Source organism: Brevibacillus brevis (assembly GCF_031583145.1).
GTDB lineage: Bacteria > Bacillota > Bacilli > Brevibacillales > Brevibacillaceae > Brevibacillus > Brevibacillus brevis_E.
The window spans coordinates 2,155,958-2,173,831 of the sequence record NZ_CP134050.1 but is presented as its reverse complement, the minus strand read 5'-3'; the positions used below and the strand labels follow the sequence as shown (position 1 = coordinate 2,173,831).

The window sequence follows — 17,874 nt, the reverse complement described above, 5'->3', positions numbered from 1 at the left end:
ATTATTATAGCATACCTCCTACGCAAAAACAGAGGAAACCTGATTAGTTTCCCCTGCTTTTTGCGTTATTCGCGTTGTGCTCTTCCAAGGTGCGAGAGAAGTAGTGCTCGGACGTGCCATCCTTTTTCGTCACGTAAAAGAAGTAGTCGTGCTTCGCAGGCTTCACAACAGCTTCCAGTGACGCCCTTCCCGGACTCGCGATGGGTCCCGGCGGAAGGCCCGGATTCGTGTAGGTGTTGTACGGGCTGCTTACCTTCAGGTCGTCGAATGTCAGACGGTCGCGCTGCTTGCCGAGTACAAATTGTACGGTAGCGTCAGCCTGCAGCGGCCACTTGTCGTGGATACGGTTGTAATAGACGCCTGCCACGATCGGTCTTTCTTTGTCGACCGTCACTTCCCGCTCCACGATCGAAGCGAGGATGACCGCCTGATCCATCGTCAGCTTTTGCTGCTTCAACTCGCTTGTCCACTCCGGCTTCCATTCTTTCTGGAATTGCGCCAGCATCTTGGAAATGACTTCATGAGCTGTCGCGTCTTTGTTTACCTCGTACGTTTCGGGGAACAAATACCCTTCCAGGCGGTGTTTGCGCTCTTTGCTGGCCGGGATCTGCGCCACGAACGGAAACTCGGAAAAGTTACCCTGGTCGGCTTCCTTCAAAAAGTCGGCCTTCGCCACAATCCCTTCGGCGTCCAAATGGTCTGCGATTTGCTCGATGTTCCAGCCTTCCGGTATGGTAAACCTCTTTGCGCTGACTACCGTCTTCCCATCGATCATGTCCTGCAGCATCGCATCGATGGTTTGCCCGGTGGTGAACTGATACTCCCCTGCTTTCAGTTCAGGAGCGACTCCTCTATACTTCACATAATAGCTAAACATATCGGCGTTTCGGATCAATCCTTGCTCTTCCAGCACTCGTCCGATTACCCGCACGGAAGAACCCGTGGGAACCGTTACGTTTTTCGCTGTTTGCTCGCCTTCGACCGGCTGCAGCTGCTGATAGACGTACAACGAAGCTGCAAGAACAGCTGCGACGACCAGCAGAAACAGGGCGATGAGCCAGCGGAAAAGGCCGCCTCTTCGCCTGCGCCGAATCACAACGGGTTGATCGGCCTGGCGATCAGGCTTCACTGACATGGGTTTCAAGTTAGAAATCCTCCCTTTAGGGTTTCTTCTCTCGATCCTACTTATTATACAGGAGGGTTGTCCGCCTTGTCACCGTGTAGGTGATTATTGGGAAAAAAGGCGAACTGTGTCTGATTGGGGCGGAGTCGCTTTGATGACCTGTTCGGGTACTTGCGCTGGGGGCGGAAAAAGGGGAAAACGCTCAAGGCTAGTAGGGACACTTGCATGGAGGTCTTTCCTGTCCGGCTCCATTCCAAAAGGGGAACGGCGGACAAAAGCCGCAGTCTCGAGGATGCCTCTCAGAATTGTCCGCTCGGGCGTGTTCCCCTTTTTCCATTTCGCCTGGGCTGTGTCCCTAATGCCTTCGCTTTTTTCCCCTTTTTCCTGGAACAGCTCTGGGGGTCGGCGGTTTTTTTTTTAGCGTCGGTTCCCAGCGTGTGCGGGATTGGCTACGGTGCCTTTTGGTGCCGTTCGGACTCTTGCGCCAGGGGCGGAAAAAGGGACACCACCTACAAAAAAAGAGAGCCCCAATAAGGGCCCTCTCTTTCCTTAAATCCCGTCTTTCTCCAAATCGGCGATCAGGGTCTCGAAGGTGGCTTCTACCTGCTCCCACTCTTCGTCGTCTTCGATTGGCTGGAGCATGTCTGTGCCATCGTAGCGCAGGAAGTGAACCTCGTACTCTTCTTCCTCTTCCTGGTCGACCGGCACCAGTACCAGGTAGCTGCGGTCTTCGATGTCAAAAATGTACATGATGCGGAAGTCGCGCGGCTCATCCGTTCCTTCTTCCGTCAGGGCGATCACGTCGCCCACTTCAAACTCCTCGTGCATCTCTTCACTCACCAAAGGTCACCTCGATTTCGCGTCCAAGTATCCTTGCAGGATCAAAGTGGCCGCCATTTTGTCTATTACCGTCTTGCGTTTTTGCCGACTGACATCGGCGGAAATCAGCATCTTCTCCGCTGCCATCGTCGTCAATCGTTCGTCCCACATGTGGATCGGAAGAGAAGTACGCTCCCCCAGCAGCTTGCCGAACGCCTGACATAATTCTGCCCGTGGGCCGATCGTACCATTCATGTTTTTCGGCAGTCCTACCACAATGGCACCGACCTGATACTGCGCAATCAATTCTTGTATGCGAGCCAGATCCTTTTCCTTGGATTGCCGCTTGATGGTCTCTACGCCTTGGGCCGTCCAGCCCAGCTCGTCGCTAACCGCGACCCCAATCGTCTTGTCGCCAACATCCAAACCCAAAAGTCTTGTCATATAGGCAGGCTTACTTGCGCTCCGACAAGTAAACGGTCACCAACTCTTCTATGATTTTGTCCCGCTCCAATTTGCCAATCAGGCTGCGCGCGTTGTTGTGGCGTGGGATAAACGCCGGGTCGCCAGAAAGCAAGTAACCGACGATCTGGGTGATCGGGTTGTATCCTTTTTCTTGCAGGGCTTTGTACACCTCTGTTAATGTTTCTTGCACATCCGCCGCATTCGCTTCCTTTGGCACCGTGAACTTCATGGTATTATCCAACGAACTCACAATCAACACCTCGATTTCCTCTGAGACTTGTACCTTACTGGCTGCTTGCTACTAGTTGTATTCGACCTCGCTCGACGGTACTCCTTGTCGAACTGGCAAAATTATCGTCGTGGTACGTTATTTCGCTACCGCCTGGCTTTTGACGAGTTCGGCTACCGCATCCAGCGCCTCTTGCAGCTTGGACGGGTCTTTCCCGCCTGCTTGCGCCATGTCAGGGCGTCCGCCCCCGCCGCCGCCGCAGCGAGTCGCTACTTCCTTGATGATTTTTCCGGCATGAATGCCCTGGTCCATCAGGTCCTTGGTTACCCCTGCTACGAGGTTCACCTTGTCGCCGTCCACAGCCCCTAGAACGATGACCGCCGATCCGAGCTTGTTTTTCAGCTCGTCTACCATGCCGCGGAGGTTGTCCATATCAACGGCGGAGACTCGGGCAGCCAGCACGTTTTTGCCGTCTACCTGTTTCAGTTGATCGGTCAGGGATGCGGCCTCGATGTTGCCCAATTTGGCGCGCAGCGATTCGTTTTCACGCTGGGTCTCTTTCAGCTGCTGCTGCAGGCTTTCCACGCGTGCCGGCGCTTCTGCAAGCACTGGAGCTTTCAAGGCATGCGCGACTTCCTTCAGCGTCGTGAACTGCTGGTTCAGGAACTGGTAGGCTCCGCGACCGGTCACAGCCTCGATCCGGCGTGTACCAGCGCCGATGCCGCTCTCGCTCACGAGCTTGAACAGCCCGATTTCCGCCGTGTTGTTCACGTGGCAGCCGCCGCACAGCTCCAGGCTGTACTCTCCCACTTTGACGACGCGGACGATGTCCCCGTACTTTTCGCCGAACAAGGCCATCGCGCCCATTGCCTTCGCTTCGGCCAGCGGCTTGTTGGAGATTTCCACAGCGAGGTTCTCCCACACCTTTTCATTGACGATCGCCTCGATGCGCTCCAGCTCTTCCGGTGTGATCGCGCTGATATGGGTAAAGTCAAAGCGCAGGCGCTCCGGAGCGACCAGCGAACCCGCCTGGTTGACATGCGTGCCCAGGACGTCTTTCAACGCTTGATGCAAAAGGTGTGTCGCGGTATGGTTTTTCGTGATTGCCAGACGTGCTTCGCGGTTTACCTCGGCGCGCACTTCGTCGCCTTTGCGCAAGGTCCCGGCTTCGACAATGACGGAGTGAACGTTTTGGCCTTTCGGGCCTTTTTGCACATCCGTCACACGCGCTTTCACGGAATCGGAAAGCAGGAAGCCTTCGTCGTTGATCTGACCGCCGCTTTCTGCGTAGAACGGCGTCTGGCTCAGCACGACCTGAACGGTTTGTCCTTCCTCCGCCTGGTCAGTCAGCTGGTTTTCGAAAATGATCGCTTCCACTTTTCCGGTCGCTACCAATTCAGTATAACCAACAAATTGGCTCGTAACCGTAAGTTCGGACAATGGACCGCCTTGAATTTGCATGCTGTCCACATCCTGGCGGGCTGCACGGGCGCGTTCGCGCTGCTCTTCCATCGCCTGCTCGAAGCCGTCGCGATCCACCGTCAGTCCTTGCTCGTCTGCAAAGTCTTCCGTCAAGTCGACAGGGAATCCATACGTATCGTACATTTTGAAGACGTCCTGCCCGGAGAGCTGCGTTTTGCCCTCTGCCTTGGCGGTTTTCACCATTTCGGACAGGATCGCCAGACCGTCGTTCAAGGTTTCGTGGAAGCGCTCTTCCTCGGCGCGAATGACTTTCTCGATGAACTCGCGCTTTTGCACGACCTCCGGATAGAATTCGCCCATCATCGTGCCTACGGTTCCGGTCAAGCTGTACAGGAACGGTTTTTCCACGCCCAGCTTTTTGCCCATGCGGACTGCACGGCGGAGCAGGCGGCGGATGACGTACCCGCGTCCTTCATTGGATGGCAAAGCGCCGTCTCCGATGGCAAATACGACCGTACGCGCGTGGTCGGCGATGACTTTGAGGGCCACATCCATTTCCGGACTGGTTTTGTACTTCACGCCGGAGATTTTGCTCGTCTCTTCGATCAGCGGGAACAGCAAATCCGTCTCGAAATTGTTGTCGACGCCTTGAATGATCGAAGCCATGCGCTCCAGACCCATCCCGGTATCGATGTTTTTCTTTGGCAGCGGCGTATACGTGCCGTCCGGATTGTGGTTGAACTGGGAGAACACCAGGTTCCACACTTCCAGATAGCGCTCGTTCTCGCCGCCCGGGTAGAGCTCGGGATCGTTTGGATCGTTGCCAAACGCTTCCCCGCGGTCGTAGAAAATTTCCGTATTCGGGCCGCTCGGGCCTTCGCCGATGTCCCAGAAGTTGCCTTCCAGCTTCACGATGCGCTCGGCAGGTACTCCGATTTTTTTGTTCCACAGTTCGTACGCTTCATCGTCTTCCGGATGGATGGTGACGGAGAGCAGTTCAGGATCGAACCCAATCCATTTGGGACTGGTCAAAAACTCCCATGCCCATTCGATCGCTTCTTCCTTGAAATAGTCGCCGATGGAGAAGTTGCCCAGCATCTCGAAGAACGTATGGTGGCGGGCTGTCCGTCCCACGTTTTCGATATCGTTGGTGCGGATGGATTTTTGCGAATTCGTGATGCGCGGGTTGTCCGGGATGATGCGGCCGTCAAAGTACTTTTTGAGGGTCGCCACGCCGCTGTTGATCCAGAGCAAGGAAGGATCGTCGATGGGAACCAGCGGAGCGCTTGGTTCGATCCGGTGTCCCTTTTCCACGAAGAAGTCGAGGAACATCCGGCGGATTTGGTTGCCTGTCAGTTTCTTCATTTGCATTCTCCTCTTTTTCGTCTCGAAGATTCAAGAAAAAAAATAAAAAAAGCCCTCATCCCCTCAGGGACGAGAACTGTTTTTTCTCGCGGTACCACCCTGCTTACAGGCTCACAATGCGTCGATTCACGGCAAAGCCTATCGCTTTCGGGCAGGTAACGGTGCCAAGCCGCCGGTTTTTGCCCGGTCTTAGGAGTAGCCTTCTGTCGCACTTCTTTTGGCCGCTCTCTCAACCGTGGAGCGTCCTCTCTGTAAAAGGGCTGCAACATACTCGTTCCCTCATTGATCCTGCTAGTATGGCTTTGTCCGTATTATAAATTTTTTTGCTGATCACTGTCAACTTTCATGAATCATGAGAGCGACCCTGCTGATGACGACTTTGCATACCGCCAGCACTGGCACGGCGACGATCAACCCGATGATGCCCCCGAGCGCTTCCCCGACCAGAAGGGCCATGATGATGAGCAGCGGATGCAGGTGCAGGGAACGGCCGACGATATTGGGAGAGAGGATGTTGCCCTCGAGGATCTGGATGACGACATTGATCGCAATCACAAGCAGCAGCGTTTTGGTCGAGATGGTCAGGGCGACGACGACAGCCGGTGCTGCCCCGATCAGCGGACCAATGTAGGGAATGATGTTCGTCAGGCAGACGAACGACGCGAGGACAAACGGATACGGCATGTCCACCCACCAGTAGCCGATGTAGGCGAACACCCCGACAATCAGCGCCACCATCATCTGTCCATGTATGTAATTTCCCAGCGATTCGTTGATGTCACGGAGGACGACGAGCACCTGCTTGCGGTAAGCCCGCGGCACGATAGACATGCCCGTCTCGTGCAGCTGCTTCATGTCTTTCAAGAAGTAAAAGGCGATGAATGGAACAACCGCATACGCGAGCACCTTCCCGAGCGAGTTGCGTGCGTTGTTGACCAGCTCGGTGACCGAGTGCGACATGCGCTCCTGCGACTGGATGATCACGCGATCCACCCCGTGGGAAATGCTGTCCGGCAAAAAGTATTTATGGGCTTCCCATTCCTGCATCCATTTATAGTACCATTCCGACAGCCTCGGCAAATCGTCCGCGAGCTCCACCAGCTGCGTAGTGAAAATCGGGATCGCATTCACCACCGCTATGGCAATGATCAGAACGAACGAGGCGTAGATCAAAAGCACGGCCGCGAGCCGGGGAACTCTGCGCCGCTCCAGCAGCTGTACGATCGGATGAAGCAGGTATGCGATGACCAGGCCCACCAGGACGGGAACCAGGACTTCCTCCAGAAGATGAAACAATTGAGACAAGACAGGTCGGAGCAGCCATAGCAAATTGCCAATGACCAGGAGTGTGATGAACCAAATGGCCGCAGCGAACAGGCGGCTTCGCCGAAGTTCATCCACGCAGACAGACCTCCCTTCCTTTCCGTATTCCATAGAGTGTCTCCGCCGCACAAAAATCATGTACCCTATTGACACATCCGTGTCCCCGAAGTAGTATGATATTACAAGTGGATACCTCCAAAGGGGAGTAGCTTTTACGCAACATAGTCGTCATTACGGGATCGCATCCCCGGCTATGTTGGCAACATGATCCTGATGTTGTAAGCAAGACCTTTGCCTAACAGGTGAAGGTCTTTTTGTGTACATTTCGCGACCTTTGCCTGTCCAGGGAAAGGTCGTTTTCTTTTTCCCCTTCTATACACACTTTATAGAGGTATCAAGAAAACGGCCGGAGGAAAAACCTTTCAAGGACGAGGAGGAAGAGAAATGGAACTGTTGTTTACCCCCGAGTTTTGGTCCGCCCTGCTCGCCATCGTCGTGATCGACCTGGTGCTCGCAGGAGACAACGCGATTGTCATCGGGATGGCTGCACGAAATCTCCCCGCGAACCAGCAAAAGAAAGCCATCATCTGGGGAACCGTCGGCGCGATCATCATCCGGGCGCTGGCGACATTGGCCGTTGTATGGCTACTGAAAATCCCCGGCCTGCTGCTCGTCGGTGGACTGATCCTCGTATGGATCTCGCTGAAGCTGCTCGTACAGGAAGACAATCACGAAAACATGAAGGCAAGCGGCAGCCTGGGAGCGGCCATCTGGACGATCATCGTCGCTGATACGGTCATGGGACTGGACAACGTCATCGCAGTCGCTGGCGCCGCTCACGGCGAATTCCTTTTGGTCGTCATCGGCCTGATCATCAGCGTGCCGATCATGGTCTGGGGAAGCACCCTCATTCTGAAAATCATGGAACGTTTTCCGGTGGTCATCTACATCGGTTCCGCCGTTCTCGCCTATACGGCAGCCAGCATGGTCACTTCGGAAAAGTTTTTGACACCGTTCTTCACGGCATACCCTTGGGTAAAATGGCTGTTCATCGTCGCAATCGTGGTAGGGGTACTGCTCACGGGACGCATGAAAAGCCAAAAGCAAAAACGTTTGGCGGAGCAGTCTTAAGCGGAAAAGAGAAGAACATCGCGAACGAGCACGCAAGCAAATGGAAAACAACCGTTGCACCTCTTGGCGCAGATCGACCTTTTACCAGCATAGTCGATCATGCGGCAAGAGGTGTTTGCTTTTTTGTACAAAAAAATAAGCTGGCGTCTGCTTACAAGACGCCAGCCTGGAGTGTTGCATACGAACTAACGAGCGACGGCACGCATCAACTTGCGGCCTGTTTTCACCATCCGCTGCACATCTCGCATCGAGAAAGGCAGGCGGTTCCAATTCAGCGAAAACCGGCTTCGACGACGCGGGGCCATCAAATATCCGATGACCGCCACGATTCCGCTTGTGGCCAAGACGCGCAAAAGGCTTCGTGTAAACAAGCGTGCCACCTCCATTGGTTTTGGGTTCGCTCACCGGTGCATGAGCTACATGTTCAATTGAGCGGTAACCGACTGTTCCTCGATAAACAGATCATTGAGGGAATGCAACGATCCGTCTTCCTCTACCTGGTAGACAGAGGCGATCTGTTCACCCGTCACGCTCATCTCTATGAAGCAGTTCCAGCAGTAGTACTGATTGGTTCCAATTTTTCCCACGTCTTTGGAACTGCAGTTCGGGCAAATGACACGCATTACGCTTTTCCTCCCTTTTCACGCCTGGCTACGAACTAGTCCGGCACGATCAGGTTTTCTTCCCCGACGACGACGCTAGCCGGTGCAGGCAGGCGCTTTCGGCCCTCCGTGACATCCGCTAGCCATCCATTGGACAGTTCGTACCCTACAAGTTTCTCCCAGTTCGCTGAAAAGTAAACGTCTTCCAGTCTGCCCAGGAGTTCTCCGGAAGCGGTAATGACCGCTTTTCCTTTTAATTTTGTCTTTCCCGTCACGAAGCCGACAGGTTTCAGACCGGCGAGATGAGGTAAGGGCGTAATCGCGTCATTTCCCGAAACGGTAAGGCAGGACTCCCCTACCGCGTAAATCCGTTCGGCAGGAATGTAAGTGCCTGGATGGAACCAGCCCTGTTCGCTCAGCAAGACTCCGCGTACATGCCAAGTGGAGTCACAAAGAATGTCGCGTACGGTGCCGATTGTCTCGCCTGTTTGCAGACAGACGACGGGCAACCCGACTACATCCATTGCCTTGCGCATGTGGGACATCCCCCTTCCGCCCTTTTAGTATCGGGCGAAAGGCAGGGAGCCATTCGACGCAAAAGGTGCCAAACGCAAACTCACTCCTGCCTGAGCCGCTCTTCCAGATAGCTGTACCGCACACCCTCTTCATCCGTCTCCACGGCCGCGCGAAACGCGTCCGGTTCGCCGCACATGATGAGGAAAGACTTGCTTCGGGTAATCCCTGTGTACACCAGCTTGCGCCGGAGCATGCGGTAATAGCTTTTCACAAACGGCATGACCACGATTGGAAATTCACTTCCTTGCGATTTATGGACGGAGCAACAGTACGCCAGCGTCAGCTGATGGTACGCCGAGCGTTTATACGTCACTTCCCGGCCGTCGAAGGAGGCGACCAGCATCTCTTCGTTCTCTGCGTTTTCGTTCGGGAAAAAGATGGCGACGATCTCACCCATGTCGCCGTTGAACACCTGTTCTTCGGCATTGTTTACCAATTGCAGGACTTTGTCGCCCGTGCGGAAAACCGTCTCCCCGAACGTGACCTGCCGCTTTTGGGCCGTCTTCGGATTGAACAGCTCCTGCAATTCTTCGTTCAGCCGGTTCACACCGGCATTTCCTTTATACATAGGGGCCAGAACTTGTACATCTTTTGCCGTATATCCTTTCTTTACGGCTCCCGAGCAAATTTGTTTCACCGCTTCCGGAACATCTTGTGGCGAACTTGTGAAAAATCGCCGATCCGGTGTCGTATGGAGCAAATCTGCGGGGACGTGTCCCTTGCGAACGTCATGCGCCAGGCGAATGATCGTGGATTCTTCAGCTTGCCGGTAAATTTCCGTCAGCTGAACGAGCGGAATCAGACCGGAGCGGATCATATCCTGGAGTACATTGCCAGGGCCAACGGAAGGGAGCTGATCCGGATCTCCGACCATGATGATCTGCATGTCGTCCGGAACGGCCCGAAAGAGCTGATTGGCCAGCCAAATATCAACCATGGACATCTCGTCGATGATCAGGAGGCGTCCACGGATCGGGTGCTCCGCATCATGCTCGAAGCTCTCCCCCTTGTAGCCGAGCAGCCGGTGGATCGTCATGGCAGGCAGTCCCGTCGTCTCCGTCATTCGCTTCGCTGCACGCCCTGTCGGAGCGACCAGCACAATGGGAAACGGATTGTCTTCTCCGTACTTTCTCAGATCGAGAGATAAGCCGTGAAGCTGCGCGAACACCCGGCAGATCCCCCTGATGACTGTGGTCTTTCCGGTTCCGGGCCCCCCGGTGAGGAGCATCAGCCCGGACGTGATCGCCTGTTCGATTGCATCGCGCTGAGTCTGGGCGTACGTGATCGCCAGCTCGTCCTCGACCGCGCCGATCGCTCTGTAAAATTCGGAAGCGGGAAAGGAACCGAATTGGTCTCTGCTCGCAAAGTGCCGCAGCCTTTTCGCCAGTCCGAGCTCTGCGAAAAACAAGGAAGGCAAATAAACCCGATCGTCTTCCCAGGCGACCTTGCTGGCGATGAACAAGGCTTCGACCGCCTGCGTGATTTCCTCGCCGGAAAATGCGTGGCCGCCGCATTCATCCAGCAGCCGTTTCGTTTTTTCGCACAGCTCGTCGACCGGCAAATACACGTGCCCTTCCGAATAGGATGCCTCCTGCAAGGTAAACAAGGCAGCCGCCTTGACCCTCTCTTCGGAGGAAGCAGCGATCCCGGTAGAACGAGCAATATCGTCTGCCCGCTTAAACCCGATTCCTTGGATATCCTCGATCAGCCTGTACGGTTCTTCCTTCAGGACGGTCATCGTCTCCAGCTTGTACGTCTGATAGATGCGCAATGCCATATTCACGCCGATGCCGAAATCGTACAAAAACACCATCGCGCTCTCCAACGAACGATGCTCAATCACCGAGTCGTAAATGATCTTCGCACGCGATTCGGATATGCCAGGCACTTCTGCCAGACGTTCCGGATGATCGGCTATGATCGTCAACGCATCCACGCCTAGATGCTCGACAATGCGCTTCGCCATTTTTTTGCCGATGCCCTGGAACAGCCCGCTCGCCAAATAACGTTCGACACCTGCGATGGTTTTCGGCGTCTCCCGTTCGTAGCGACGGGCGACGTACTGCTGGCCGAAGCGGGCATGCGTCTTCCAGTCTCCGTAAAAGGTGTACAGCTCATCAGGGTGAGGGCGGGGGAAGTTGCCGACGATCACCACCTCCGAATCCTTGATGGACTCGGTGGTCTCTTCTATTTTTAGACGGATCACTCCGTACCACGTTTCTTCATTGTAAAAAATTTCTTGCGCCACAAAGCCGCGAATAAATGTCTCGGCAAACAGGGAGATCGATTGTTGCTCCTCCATCCTACCGCCTCCTTACACCTGTCCATCTTGTGTACACTCCCCCAAGAAGGGAAAAATCCACTTTCGAACGAAGTGGATTTTCGCCAGGTAACTCTTGTTAGATTGTAAATCGTTTTCCCTGTTCTGACAACCGTTCCGCCATTCGGGCCAAAGTCTCGGCAGCTGCCGTCATCTCATCCAAGGTCGCCGTTTGCTCCTTCATAGGCAGCGGCGGCCTCCTTAGTATCTCTCGCTGCCGTTTCCGCCAGCTTCGCGATCCGGGGGAACATGCCAGCCTGCAAAAAAACCGCCGGGGAGCTTACATTTCCCAGGCGGTTTGAATTCTGCGCATGAAAGCTTATCGCGCAAGGCGCTGTACGATTTTCACCACGGAGCGAGCAGCCTGCTCGGCTTCCTCTACGGTGTTGGTGATGCCAAAGCTGAAGCGAATCGCGGAATGCGTGATGCTGTCCTCCAGCTTCATGGCCTTCAGGACGTGCGACAGCTCGAGAGATCCGGAGGTGCAGGCAGAACCGCTCGCTGCGGCAATGTTCACCAGGTCGAGATTCATCAGCATCGTCTCCGTTTGCACGCCAATGAAGCTGACGTTGAAAATATGCGGCAAGACGTGCTTCGGGTGGCCGTTTACGTGGTAGGCGATCCCTGCTTCTTTCCAGACGGACTCCATGGCGGACTTCATCTGCCTGTACTTGGCGACGCGCCCTTCCATCTCCTCCGCCGTGATCTTTGTGGCCTCTGCAAAGCCGACGATGCCCGCGAGATTCTCCGTACCTGCCCTCCGCTTCCGCTCTTGTTGGCCTCCGTGAACGATCGGATCGATGGGGACGTTGCGCGCCAAATAGAGAGCCCCAACCCCTTTGGGCCCATTGATCTTATGAGCGGAGACGGACAGCATGTCCACCGGAAGCTCGCGGACACGGATCGGCAGTACTCCAAACGCTTGTACCGCGTCTGTGTGAAAGACAATGCCTTTTTCCCGCAAATACGTGCCGATTTCCTCGATGGGCTCGATTGTCCCCACTTCGTTGTTGCCGTACATGATGGAGACGAGTACGGTATCGGGACGAACCGCTTCTTTCAGATCGGACAATCGAACAGAACCGGTCTCGTCCACAGGCAAATACGTCACCTCAAACCCCGCGTGCTCCAAGTGCTCACACGCATGCAGGACGGCGTGGTGCTCCACCTGGGACGTGATGATATGGCGTCCGCGCTCGCGCTGCGCCATGGCACCTCCGATGATTGCCAGGTTGTCCGCTTCCGTCCCGCTGCCGGTAAAGATGAGCGACTGCGGATCGGCGTCCATGAACGCCGCGATTTGATCCCTTGCCTGCTCCAGGGCCTTGCGAGCATCCCGTCCGAACCCATGAACGCTGGACGGGTTGCCAAATACTTGCGTCAAGTAAGGGGTCATCGCCTCCACCACTCGCGGGTGTACGGGCGTAGTGGCTGCGTGATCAAAGTACATCCTGTCAGACACGGGTGTCACCTTCTAATGATTTGGTAGTGGTACCAATTGATGTTTCGGCCTCGCCCAATGGCTTTCCGTACCCCATCCGCCAACTTTCAGACGTTTGGCTTGGGTCAAATGTAAAACATGTAGTTGTCGGAGCGTCCATCGTCTTCGAAGCTGATCAAATCCTGCAGGGAAGTCGAGTCGAGAACAGCGGAAATGCTGTCGCGGATTCGCAGCCACAAATAGCGCTTGGCCGGATCTTCCTCCTCCGCGAACTCGACCGGACTGATCGGCCCTTCCAATACGCGAATGACGTCTCCTGCCGAAATCTCCTCTGGCTGCTTGGCGAGAACATAGCCGCCGTAGGCTCCACGAATGCTTTTTACCAGACCTGCGTTGCGCAGCGGGGCAATCAGCTGCTCCAGGTAATGCTCCGACAGATCATGCCGCTGGGCGATGCTCCGCAGGGAGGTCGGTCCTTCTCCGTTACGGTTGGCGAGCTCCATCATGATGGTCAGGCCGTAACGTCCTTTCGTTGAAATCTTCACGTAACAACTCTCCTCTATCTGTTCGGTTTCCCCTTTTCCCGCACCCTACATGACTTGGCTGCGGCGGGACACACTAGCATCCAGGGGGTGAAGTAAGATGGCGACAAACAACCGCTCAGAGCGTGGCAAAAACCACCCGTCTGATACCTTGTACGACCAGCCGGCAGGAACCATCGCACACAAAGCCCGCTACGGCGCCAGCGAGCAGAGCAAGCAGCCGAACGAAAACGGCGATTTGCCCAACAAGCCAGGCGGAAACGTACGGACCTGACAGGCTGCTCCCCCCTTATTCGGGGGAGTTTTTTTGCGGAAGCCCGCGGTGGTCCAACTTTTTCCGCTCTTCCTGAAAACGGCGGATGTGTCTTTCGTAGCCGTGGTCTTTCGGCTCGTAAAAGGTGTAGTTCACGCCATCGGGCAAATATTGCTGCGGCACGTAGCCGTACGGGTAGTCGTGAGGGTACTTGTACCCCTTCCCATGTCCCAGCTTGGCGGCGCCTTTGTAGGCAGCATCCCGCAGATGGATGGGAACAGGTTTGTGTCCCTCGCTTCGGATGCGCTCCAAAGCGGCATTGATGCCGTTGTAAGCCGCATTGCTTTTCGGCGCCGTGGCCAAATATGTGGTGGCCTGGGCGAGCGGGATGCGCCCCTCCGGCATGCCGACCAGCTCCACCGCGTGAAAGCAGGCAGTGGCCACCGCGATTGCTTGCGGGTCTGCATTGCCGATGTCTTCCGAAGCGGAAATGACCAGCCTGCGGGAGATGAAGCGCGGGTCTTCCCCCGCGTCGATCATGCGCGCCAGCCAGTAGAGGGCCGCATCCGGGTCCGAGCCGCGAATCGACTTGATGAAAGCGGAGATCGTGTCGTAATGATTATCCCCGCTTTTATCGTAGCGAACCGCCCTGCGCTGAATCGATTCAACGGCCACCTCAAGTGTAACGACCACACGTCCGTCCGCTCCCGGCGGAGTCGTGGTGACAGCCAGTTCCAACGCGTTCAAAAGCCGCCTTGCGTCTCCCTCCGCGTAATGGAGCAAATGCTCGGAAGCTTCTGGAGTCACGAAAACGGACAGCTCTCCGAGTCCGTTCACCTCATCCGTCAGCGCCCGATCCATCACCTGCTGCAATTCCTCATGCGAAAGCGGCTGCAGCGAAAAAATTTGCGAGCGGGACAACAGAGCCGGATTCACTTCGAAAAAAGGATTTTCCGTCGTGGCGCCGATCAAGATGATCGTACCTTCTTCTACGTACGGCAGCAAGGCGTCCTGCTGGGATTTGTTGAACCGGTGGATCTCATCGACAAACAACGTCGTACGCTGATTATCCATCACAAGCCGTTCTTTGGCTGCCTCCACCACTTTCCGGATATCCGCCACTCCAGCCGTTACCGCATTCAGCTCGGAAAAATGGGACCTTGTCGACCGCGCGATGACTTTTGCCAGCGTGGTTTTGCCCGTACCCGGGGGCCCGTAAAAAATCAGCGACGATACTTGGTCCGCTTCGATAGCGCGTCTCAGCAGCTTGCCGGGCGCGAGAATATGCGACTGCCCGATGACCTCCTGAATCGACTGCGGCCGCATTCGGGCAGCCAGCGGTTTTTGCTTATTGCCCCCCTGCTGTTGCTCATACGCAAAGGAAAAAAGATCGTCCATTTTGCTCTATCCTTTTGCCGGCTGCCAGTCCAGAAGGTCACGCACAACGACGCTGGCCAGGATCAATCCGGCCACAGAGGGGACAAATGCGTTGCTTGCAGGGGGCTGCCGCACTTTGCTGATGGGTGAATTCGGGTTGGACACGATTTGTTCACGCACATCTGTGCGTACGGTCACCGGAATCTCCCGGGAATAGACTACTTTGACACCTTTATAGATACCGGACTTGCGAAGCTCGCGGCGGATTACTTTGGCGATCGGATCGTAGCTGGTTTGGGAAATATCCGCCACTTCAAAGCGGGTTGGATCCATCTTGTTCGCGGCACCCATGCTGGAGATGATGGGAATGCCCCGACGCTTTGCCTCTTTGATCAGATGCAGCTTGGCCGACATGGTATCCATCGCATCTACGATGTAGTCCACTTCATGGGAGAAAAATTCATCCGACGTCTCAGGTGTGAAGAACATGTTCAGCGTCACGACCTCGCACTCCGGATTGATGGCGGCGATCCTCTCTTTCATCAGCTCGGCTTTTTTTTGTCCGATCGTATGCAAGTTGGCATGTATCTGGCGGTTGATGTTCGTGATGTCCACCACGTCCTTGTCCACCATCACCAGCTTGCCCACACCGGTTCGGGCCAGCGCCTCCACCGTAAACGATCCTACACCGCCTATGCCCAGAACGGCTACTCGGCTGTTTTTCATTTTTTCCAAACCTTCGGGACCGAAGGCCAATTCACAACGGGAAAATTGATGAAGCATCGTCTTGTCACCTTTCATTTCGCACACGATAGTATAGTCAATCGGAAAAGTAGGATTCCAGCGAAAAAAGGAGCCCCATTATGCCGTGTAAGCTCCTTAGTTTTGAACCTGCTCATCGCAGGTGGGTGCCTTGCCCAGCTGTGACAGACGTCCACTCGACGGAGGCATGCCTTTACAGCTGCGGACGAAGAGCTCCCGAAACAAACTTTGTGGCTCAAAACTATCGGATTTCACGTACATCGCAGGGCTTCATCTAGTATTACCACTGTATCAAATCGTCATGCGGTTGCGCAAGTCGCTTACGCTTCTACCTTTTCTTCCTCGGTTACGGTTGTCGCGATGTGCAGATCTGTCAGCTGCTTTGGCGCTACGACATCCGGTGCGTTTACCATCAGGTCGGTCGCACTCGCCGTTTTCGGGAAGGCGATCACTTCGCGCAGGTTGGTGCGGCCAGCCAGCAGCATCACCAGACGGTCCAGGCCGAGCGCGATACCGCCGTGTGGAGGTGTGCCGTATTCAAACGCGTCGAGCAGGTGACCGAATTGCTCGCGGGCCTCCTCCATCGTAAAGCCAAGCAGCTTGAACATTTTCTCCTGGATTTCACGCTTGAAGATCCGCATGGAACCGCCGCCGAGCTCGTATCCATTGAGGACCATGTCGTACGCTTGCGCACGCACTTGACCAGGATCGGAGTCGAGCAAATGCAGGTCTTCGTCTTTCGGACGAGTGAACGGGTGGTGCATGGCTACGTAGCGCTTCTCGTTCTCATCCCATTCGAGGAGCGGGAAGTCTACGACCCACAGGAACGCGAACTTGCTGTGGTCGATCAGGCCGAGCTCCGCACCCAGCTTGGAACGAAGAGCACCCAATGCATCCGCCACGACTTTCGGTTTGTCCGCCACGAACAGGAGCAGGTCGCCGTCTTCCGCAGACAGGCGCTTTTTCAGTTCAGCGACTTCTTCCTCTTTAAAGAACTTCGCGATCGGCCCTTTCACTTCGCCACCTTGGAAAGCCATGTATGCCAGGCCTTTCGCGCCGTAGCGGTTCGCGAATTTTTGCAGATCGTCCGCTTCCTTGCGGGAGTAGTGTCCGCAGCCTTTCGCGTTGATCGCTTTTACTTGGCCGCCGCCGGCTACGACGCTCGCAAACACTTTGAAATCGCTGCTCGCTACCAGGTCGGATACTTCGGTCAGCTCCATGCCGAAGCGTACATCCGGCTTGTCGGAGCCGTAGCGTCCCATCGCTTCCGCATAAGTCAGGCGCGGGAATGGAGTCGGAACGTCGACGCCAAGCGTTTGCTTGAACACGTGGGCGACCATGTTTTCCATCATCGGCAAAATTTCTTCCATGGAGAGGAACGAGGTCTCGATGTCGATCTGAGTAAATTCAGGCTGACGGTCCGCACGCAAATCTTCGTCGCGGAAGCAGCGAGCGATCTGATAGTAGCGCTCCAGACCGGACACCATCAACAGCTGCTTGAACTGCTGCGGGGATTGCGGCAGCGCGTAGAACTCGCCCGGATGCACGCGGGACGGCACCAGATAGTCGCGGGCGCCTTCTGGCGTGCTCTTGGTCAGCATTGGCGTTTCCACTTCCACAAAGCCGTTGTCGTCGAGATAGTCGCGGAATGCTTTCGCCGCTTTGCTGCGCAGCATCAAGGAGCGCTGCATCTCCGGACGGCGCAGGTCCAGGTAGCGGTATTTCAGGCGAACCTGCTCATCCACGTCGATTTCGTCCTCGATTTGGAACGGAGGCGTTTTTGCTTCGTTCAAGATTTGGATTTCGGAGATGTGCACTTCCACTTCCCCGGTTTGCAATTTCGGGTTGACGGCCTCCGGCGCGCGGTTGACGACGGATCCTTTCACGACGAGCACGTACTCGCTGCGGACCTTGTCCGCGAGCTCCCACGCTTCCTTGTTGTGCTCCGGATTGAACACGATTTGCACGATTCCTGTGCGGTCGCGAAAATCGATGAAAATGACGCCGCCGAGGTCACGACGCTTTTGTACCCAACCGTTCAGGACGATTTCCTGTCCGACGTGTTCTTTTGTTACTTCTCCGCAATGTACGGTGCGATATTGCCATGCCATTTTTGATATCCCC

General features: G+C 55.4%; 17 protein-coding genes and 1 other RNA gene. 2 read left to right on the top strand and 16 right to left on the bottom strand.

Annotated features, from left to right (window positions below; translation table 11 throughout):
* Nucleotides 1-43: 43 nt before the first annotated feature.
* The 6 genes from mltG to RGB73_RS10760 all read right to left on the bottom strand — a co-directional run bounded on the left by mltG (nucleotide 44) and on the right by RGB73_RS10760 (nucleotide 6,824).
* Nucleotides 44-1,144: an endolytic transglycosylase MltG gene (gene mltG / locus RGB73_RS10785; RefSeq protein WP_310771756.1), complete on the bottom strand. Its 1,101-nt coding sequence runs from the start codon at nucleotides 1,142-1,144 to the stop codon at nucleotides 44-46.
* A 528-nt stretch (nucleotides 1,145-1,672) separates the two neighbouring features.
* The gene (locus tag RGB73_RS10780; protein ID WP_310771754.1) at nucleotides 1,673-1,963 is read right to left on the bottom strand and encodes a DUF1292 domain-containing protein; all 291 of its coding nucleotides are present in this window, start codon (nucleotides 1,961-1,963) and stop codon (nucleotides 1,673-1,675) included.
* A 6-nt stretch (nucleotides 1,964-1,969) separates the two neighbouring features.
* Nucleotides 1,970-2,386: a Holliday junction resolvase RuvX gene (gene ruvX, locus RGB73_RS10775; protein ID WP_310771752.1), complete on the bottom strand. Its 417-nt coding sequence runs from the start codon at nucleotides 2,384-2,386 to the stop codon at nucleotides 1,970-1,972.
* A gap of 10 nt (nucleotides 2,387-2,396) precedes the next feature.
* Nucleotides 2,397-2,657, bottom strand: a complete 261-nt coding sequence (locus tag RGB73_RS10770; RefSeq protein WP_007727936.1) for an IreB family regulatory phosphoprotein — start codon at nucleotides 2,655-2,657, stop codon at nucleotides 2,397-2,399.
* Nucleotides 2,658-2,774: 117 nt separating this feature from the next.
* Nucleotides 2,775-5,423, bottom strand: coding sequence for an alanine--tRNA ligase (gene alaS / locus RGB73_RS10765; protein WP_310771750.1), 2,649 nt, complete (start codon nucleotides 5,421-5,423; stop codon nucleotides 2,775-2,777).
* A 336-nt stretch (nucleotides 5,424-5,759) separates the two neighbouring features.
* On the bottom strand, nucleotides 5,760-6,824 hold the full coding sequence (locus RGB73_RS10760) for an AI-2E family transporter (protein ID WP_310771748.1): 1,065 nt from the start codon (nucleotides 6,822-6,824) through the stop codon (nucleotides 5,760-5,762).
* 366 nt (nucleotides 6,825-7,190) lie between these two features.
* Here RGB73_RS10760 and RGB73_RS10755 point away from each other — a divergent pair, with 366 nt between their 5' ends.
* Nucleotides 7,191-7,877: a TerC family protein gene (locus RGB73_RS10755; protein WP_310771746.1), complete on the top strand. Its 687-nt coding sequence runs from the start codon at nucleotides 7,191-7,193 to the stop codon at nucleotides 7,875-7,877.
* 185 nt (nucleotides 7,878-8,062) lie between these two features.
* On the opposite strand, the gene RGB73_RS10750 is transcribed toward RGB73_RS10755, so the two are convergent.
* From RGB73_RS10750 to cymR, 6 genes are all read right to left on the bottom strand, one after another.
* The gene (locus RGB73_RS10750) at nucleotides 8,063-8,257 is read right to left on the bottom strand and encodes a hypothetical protein (RefSeq protein WP_396136208.1); all 195 of its coding nucleotides are present in this window, start codon (nucleotides 8,255-8,257) and stop codon (nucleotides 8,063-8,065) included.
* Between the two features lie 36 nt (nucleotides 8,258-8,293).
* Nucleotides 8,294-8,500, bottom strand: a complete 207-nt coding sequence (locus RGB73_RS10745) for a hypothetical protein (protein WP_310771743.1) — start codon at nucleotides 8,498-8,500, stop codon at nucleotides 8,294-8,296.
* A gap of 35 nt (nucleotides 8,501-8,535) precedes the next feature.
* Nucleotides 8,536-9,015, bottom strand: a complete 480-nt coding sequence (locus tag RGB73_RS10740; protein WP_310771742.1) for a PRC-barrel domain-containing protein — start codon at nucleotides 9,013-9,015, stop codon at nucleotides 8,536-8,538.
* An 80-nt stretch (nucleotides 9,016-9,095) separates the two neighbouring features.
* The gene (gene recD2 / locus RGB73_RS10735; protein WP_310771740.1) at nucleotides 9,096-11,357 is read right to left on the bottom strand and encodes an SF1B family DNA helicase RecD2; all 2,262 of its coding nucleotides are present in this window, start codon (nucleotides 11,355-11,357) and stop codon (nucleotides 9,096-9,098) included.
* 337 nt (nucleotides 11,358-11,694) lie between these two features.
* Nucleotides 11,695-12,837 carry a cysteine desulfurase family protein gene (locus tag RGB73_RS10730; protein ID WP_310771738.1) on the bottom strand — a complete coding sequence of 381 codons (1,143 nt, stop codon included), beginning with the start codon at nucleotides 12,835-12,837 and terminating at the stop codon, nucleotides 11,695-11,697.
* Nucleotides 12,838-12,941: 104 nt separating this feature from the next.
* Nucleotides 12,942-13,361: a cysteine metabolism transcriptional regulator CymR gene (gene cymR / locus RGB73_RS10725; protein ID WP_203356448.1), complete on the bottom strand. Its 420-nt coding sequence runs from the start codon at nucleotides 13,359-13,361 to the stop codon at nucleotides 12,942-12,944.
* A gap of 97 nt (nucleotides 13,362-13,458) precedes the next feature.
* Between cymR and RGB73_RS10720 the strand changes: the two genes are divergently transcribed.
* Nucleotides 13,459-13,632 carry a hypothetical protein gene (locus RGB73_RS10720; RefSeq protein ID WP_310771736.1) on the top strand — a complete coding sequence of 58 codons (174 nt, stop codon included), beginning with the start codon at nucleotides 13,459-13,461 and terminating at the stop codon, nucleotides 13,630-13,632.
* Nucleotides 13,633-13,647: 15 nt separating this feature from the next.
* Here the strand turns inward: RGB73_RS10720 and RGB73_RS10715 are convergent, their stop codons facing one another.
* The 4 genes from RGB73_RS10715 to aspS form a co-directional block, all read right to left on the bottom strand.
* Complete coding sequence (locus RGB73_RS10715; protein ID WP_310771734.1) at nucleotides 13,648-15,009, bottom strand: AAA family ATPase; 1,362 nt, start codon at nucleotides 15,007-15,009, stop codon at nucleotides 13,648-13,650.
* A gap of 6 nt (nucleotides 15,010-15,015) precedes the next feature.
* Nucleotides 15,016-15,771 carry a tRNA threonylcarbamoyladenosine dehydratase gene (locus RGB73_RS10710; protein ID WP_310771732.1) on the bottom strand — a complete coding sequence of 252 codons (756 nt, stop codon included), beginning with the start codon at nucleotides 15,769-15,771 and terminating at the stop codon, nucleotides 15,016-15,018.
* A 68-nt stretch (nucleotides 15,772-15,839) separates the two neighbouring features.
* Nucleotides 15,840-16,022, bottom strand: a non-coding RNA gene (gene ssrS, locus RGB73_RS10705) — 6S RNA.
* 48 nt (nucleotides 16,023-16,070) lie between these two features.
* A complete protein-coding gene (aspS, locus tag RGB73_RS10700) occupies nucleotides 16,071-17,861 on the bottom strand; it encodes an aspartate--tRNA ligase (RefSeq protein ID WP_310771731.1) in 1,791 nt (596 codons plus the stop codon).
* Nucleotides 17,862-17,874: the final 13 nt, after the last annotated feature.